The sequence below is a fragment of the bacterium genome, assembly GCA_029210965.1.
In the GTDB taxonomy this organism is placed as follows: Bacteria; BMS3Abin14; BMS3Abin14; order BMS3Abin14; family BMS3Abin14; genus JALHUC01.
The window spans coordinates 1-4,891 of the sequence record JARGFZ010000076.1 but is presented as its reverse complement, the minus strand read 5'-3'; the positions used below and the strand labels follow the sequence as shown (position 1 = coordinate 4,891).

Sequence of the window (4,891 nt, the reverse complement as noted above, 5' to 3'; positions counted from 1 at the left end):
ACCCCGTTAAAAGTTGGGAGCTATTTTAGCATCCCGTTGACAGGTGGTACCGGCCTACTTCATCCCATCTGTGGTAAGAAACATCGCTTTTATAGCGACTGGATTCCGGATGGATCTTTTCACCCCCATCTCGGTCTTCCCCCCTCAAAGGGGAAGAAGAGTAAGGAATGGGACTATTTGATGCCGGAATGACGGGCATGGAGGGTTTTACTCAGATACTTCGACACCTGGATACTTTGAAACAGCTCCTTTCTCTGCGCCTCGCCTGCCCCGAGCAGAGTCGAGGGGTGTCACCGTGTCTCCGCGTCGCCATGTCCTATGAGTTTTCCCCAGCCCCGCTTCACATCTTCATGTAAATTCCCCAGATCCTCAACCACCATGTAGAGGCACGGCACCATAACCAGGGTGATCACCGTAGCGAAGAGGATCCCGTAGCCCAGACTGATGGCCATGGGGATCATGAACCGGGCCTGGATGGCCGGCTCAAACATCATGGGGGCCAATCCGCCGAAGGTCGTTGCTGTGGTGAGCAGGATGGGCCTGAAGCGCTGGATCGCGGCGTCGAGGACCGCATCGTGGATGGACATGCCTTTTTCGCGGATGCGGCGGTTGGCAAAGTCGATGAGAATGAGGGAGTCGTTAACCACGACCCCGGATAGCGCCACGATACCGAACATGCTCACGACGCTCAGGCTGTAGCCCATTATCAGGTGGCCTATGACGGCTCCGATAATGCCGAAGGGTATGCTGCTCATGACGATGAGGGGTTGGGTGTAGGATTTAAAGGGTATTGCCAGCATGGCGAAGATAAGGATCATTGCGATAGTAAACCCGATCTTGAGACTCTGCATGCTCTCCCGGGTGTCGGCGGCATGACCCTCAAAACTGTACTGAAGTCCCGGATAGCGGCCCAGGAGTCTTGGAAGCTCTGTTTCCTTGAGAGCGTCCTTGATCTCACCGGAACGGCTTCTGTCGTTTATATCAGCGGTCACCTGGACGACGCGCCTGCCTCCACGGCGGTTTATTGTTGTGAGTGCGCGGTCCCGTTCGACGTTCACCGCATCCCGCAGGAGCACGAACCCCCCCGTGGGGCTTTTGATCTTCATCTCTTCGAGGTTGTATATGGACTCGCGTTCGGCCTCAGGCAAACGGGCTGTGACGGTCACTTCGTTGCGGCCTCGCTGCTGGCGCAGGACCCTGGAGCCGTAGAAAGAGCTGCGGATCTGCCGGGCAACATTGTCGGCGGTAAGTCCCAGGGCCTTCCCCCGGTCAGTGAGAGAGAAATCGAGCTGTTCCTTGCCCGGCTGGAACCCGTCGTCGATATCCTTGACCAGTGAGTAGTTGAGAAGCTCTTCAGATAGTTCGGCGCTGGCTTTTTCCAGCACACGGGTGTCGCGGTGGCTAAGCTCCACGGTGATTGCCGATCCTGAACCCGGACCTCCGAAGTCCGAGGCCAGGTTGAGGGTCTCGGCCTCCGGCAGCGGCCCTAACGCCTCGCGCCACTTCCTGGTGAACTCCCTGGTAGTCATGATCTTGTCGCGGATCTCCGGGTCGGCCAGATAGACGATCATGAAGAGGTTGTGACTGCCCCCCCTGCCGATGCGCGTGTAGATCCCCGTGGTCAACTCCGGGTGCCCTGACTCCTCCACCACCTTGAGGGCTGCCGCACGCATCTTTTTGGCTACGGCTTCGGTTTTTTCCACCGGAGAGCCGAAGGAGATGCTTGCCGACGCTCTGGCGAAATCGGACTCCACCCGGGGGAAAAGCCCCAGACCCATGCGCCCGCTGCCGGCGTAAGCCAGGAAGAAGGCCAGAATGGCAACGGCAATGGCAATAACCAGGTAGCGCCTCGATAGGGCGGCGTCCAGGAAAGGGCCGAAGCGGTTGCGCACCCAGCGGATGAACCATCGGGAGAAGGCCTGCTGGCGCTGGTGGATCCACCCCCGGATGCTGCCCAGTTTTCTCTCCTGACGGTGTCCAAGGTGGGCCGGCAGGATAAAAAGAGATTCGAAGAGGGAGATCATAAATGCTGTACAGACCACCAGCGGTATCATTTTGAACACCTTGCCCATGACTCCCGGGATAAAGTACAGAGGCATGAAGGCGGCTACGTTGGTGAGGATGCTGAAGGTCACCGGGGTGGCGATCTCCCGGGCTCCCCGGGTGGCGGCGTCAAGAAGATTGTCCTCCTCCTGGTAATAATAGTAGACGTTCTCTCCCACAATGACGGCGTCGTCCACCACAATACCCACGGCCATGATGAAAGCGAAAAGGGTGATCATGTTGATGGAGATTCCCAGGACGGGGAAGAAGAGAAGGGAACCCAGAAAGGAGATGGGGATGCCCATCATCACCCAGAATGCCAGACGGAGCTCGAGGAAAATGCCGAGGATCACCAGGACCAGCAGGGTGCCCAGGATCCCGTTCCTGATAAGCAGCTCGGCGCGCTCCCGGTAGGCTTTGGCGTTGTCCCTCAAAATGGCGATCCCGATCCCTTCCGGAAGGGTGTTCTTCAGGATCTCGAGTTGCCTGAAAACACCATCGGCCACCTTTATGGGGGTCTGATCCCCGATACGGAAGATGTCGAGAAAGACGGCGGGCTTGCCGTCAAAGGTGGCGTAGCTGTCGGAATCCTCGTAGGAGTCGTTCACGACAGCGATGTCTCCGAGCAGGACCTGGGAACCGTCGGGGGCCGTGATCACCGGGATGCTGGCGAACTGGCGGCCATAGTCCCGTCGCTCCTTCATTCGGAGAAGGATCTCACCACCGGCTGTCTTGATGCCGCCGCCGGGGAGGTCCACAGCGGCGCTGCGCAGCCTGGCCGCCACTTCGTCGAGGGTCAGGTTATAGCGGAGCAGGTTCTCCTGAGAGATCTCAATGCTGATTTCCAGGGGGCGCACGCCGTCCAGTTCCACCTGGGTGATGTCGGGGTCTGTGAGAAGCTGGTCCCGGGTCAGTTCACCCAGTTCGTGGAGGGTCGCGGCGCTGGTCTGCCCATAAAGAACCAGGTCGATGACGTTCCGCCGCCTGGAAAGGATCCTCACTTCAGGGTCATCGGCATCCGCGGGGAAGGTGCCAATACGAGAGACCTCACTTTTGATATCGTTGGCCAGTTTCTGGAGATCCTGCCCCTCCAGGAGCGTCACATTGACGGTTCCCCTTCCTTCATCAGCTGTGGAACTCACCTCGCTAACACCATCGAGGCCCCTGACAGCCTCCTCGATGACAAGGATCAGGCCCTGTTCGATCTCCTCGGGGCTGGCCCCCGGATAGAAAGCCTGGATCCTTACGATGTCCTGTTCTGTGCTGGGGAATACCTCCTGGGTGATCTTGCCCAGCATGAGGAAACCGCCAACCAGGCACACGATCATGATGAGGTTGGCCGCGACGGGGTTGCTGGCCATCCATGCTATCGCACCACGATAAGAAGTTTCGAGTTTGGGGTTTGAGGTTTGAGGTTTGGAGTTAAAATCTTCCATATCGATTTCCTGGGCCTTTAGTTGATATATGACATCTTAATGATTTTTCTCCGTGTCACCGTGTCGCGTATTGCTGGATTCTGGCTACTGGCTTCGGGCTCCTGATCTTCGCTTACGCTAACCTTCATTCCCTCCACCGGAGCGGGAACGTCGGAGACGATAAGCTTCTCACCCTCTTTAAGCCCCCTGGCAAGGATATGATCAGCGCTGCTCCAAACGATATCCACGGTGCGGAACTGCAGGAGGTCATCTTCATCGACGATATAGACAATGCTGCCGTCCCTGAGGTGCTGCCGCTCAATGACGAAAACCTCCTGGACAAAGCGTCCTTCGATCTGGACGCTGACAAAGTCGTTGAGCAGCAACGGGTGCCTGTCCCCGCTCTTCTCTGCCAGGTCAAGAGGATCTTTAACCTCGATGAGAAGTCTGGCCAGCCTCCCGTTGGACTCGATCTCACCGAGGAGTTTATATATTCGACCCTCGAGGGTCCGCCCACTGCCGGAAACGATCTTCGCGCTGGACCCTGCATTTCCTGTATTGTCAGGAATGTGGATCCACTTGATCCGGTCCATGGGGATGAGGGCCTCTATGTAGAAACGGTCCGATCCAACGAGGTTGGCAAGGGTTCCCTGGTTTGTGACCTGAGCCCCCGCATCCACATTGGCTGAACGGATAATGGCGTTGAAGGGTGCTCTTATTACAGTCCGTTCCAGATTCAGTTCCGCCTGTTTGATCTCGGCGCGGGCGGCTTCCAGATTGGCCCTGTTGGCCGCAAGCTGGGGCTGACGAAGGGCCAGTTCCCTGTCCAGATCAGTGGAATTTTCCTCCAGCCCGAGAATCGCCCATTCGCTCCTGGCAATTTCCTGGCGGCCCTCCTCTGTCCTGAGTTCGAGCATGGCAGACTGAAGGACGGCTTTCGTGCGTACGAGGGCCAGCTCGTATTCGGTGGGGTCTATCTTTACTAAAGTCTGATTCTTTTTAACAACCCCACCTTCCACAAATTCGGGGTGTATCCAGACGATCTCACCAGCGACACGGGATTTCAAGTCTACCTCTACCGCCGGGACTACGGTTCCTGTTGCCGGAACGACAACCTGCCGGGATGTGGCGGCCAGCTCGCGTACACTGACGATCTGTACAGTGGGAACAGGCTTCCGGCGTTCCGGCTGGGGCCGGTTTTTGATCATATATATAACCACCGCTCCTGATGCCAGCAGGATGACAAGGCTGGCGATGGTAAGAGCGAACTTTTCGCGCCGGGAAATGGGTGGACGGCCGTGGGGGTTGGTCATGGTCACCTCTTAATCTAAGATCCAATATCCAAGATCCAAAAACTGATAGAGTCGCAAAAAGTCCAATCCGGGACTTTTCGCTCCACGGAAAGGGAAAAGCGTCGTTTTCCCTTTCCTTAC

General features: G+C 57.2%; 2 protein-coding genes. Both read right to left on the bottom strand.

Annotated elements, in window-relative coordinates; genetic code table 11:
* Positions 1–290: 290 nt before the first annotated feature.
* Positions 291–3,479 (bottom strand): efflux RND transporter permease subunit, encoded by a 3,189-nt coding sequence (locus tag P1S59_14165; protein ID MDF1527375.1) that lies wholly within the window; start codon positions 3,477–3,479, stop codon positions 291–293.
* Between the two features lie 17 nt (positions 3,480–3,496).
* Positions 3,497–4,771: an efflux RND transporter periplasmic adaptor subunit gene (locus P1S59_14160; GenBank protein MDF1527374.1), complete on the bottom strand. Its 1,275-nt coding sequence runs from the start codon at positions 4,769–4,771 to the stop codon at positions 3,497–3,499.
* Positions 4,772–4,891 lie beyond the last annotated feature (120 nt).

What these genes read in the sequence shown, in the direction of transcription:
- P1S59_14165 (MDF1527375.1), bottom strand. Translation starts at nt 3,479, where the DNA reads ATGGAAGATTTTAACTCCAAACCTCAAACCTCAAACCCCAAACTCGAA.
- P1S59_14160 (MDF1527374.1), bottom strand. Translation starts at nt 4,771, where the DNA reads ATGACCAACCCCCACGGCCGTCCACCCATTTCCCGGCGCGAAAAGTTC.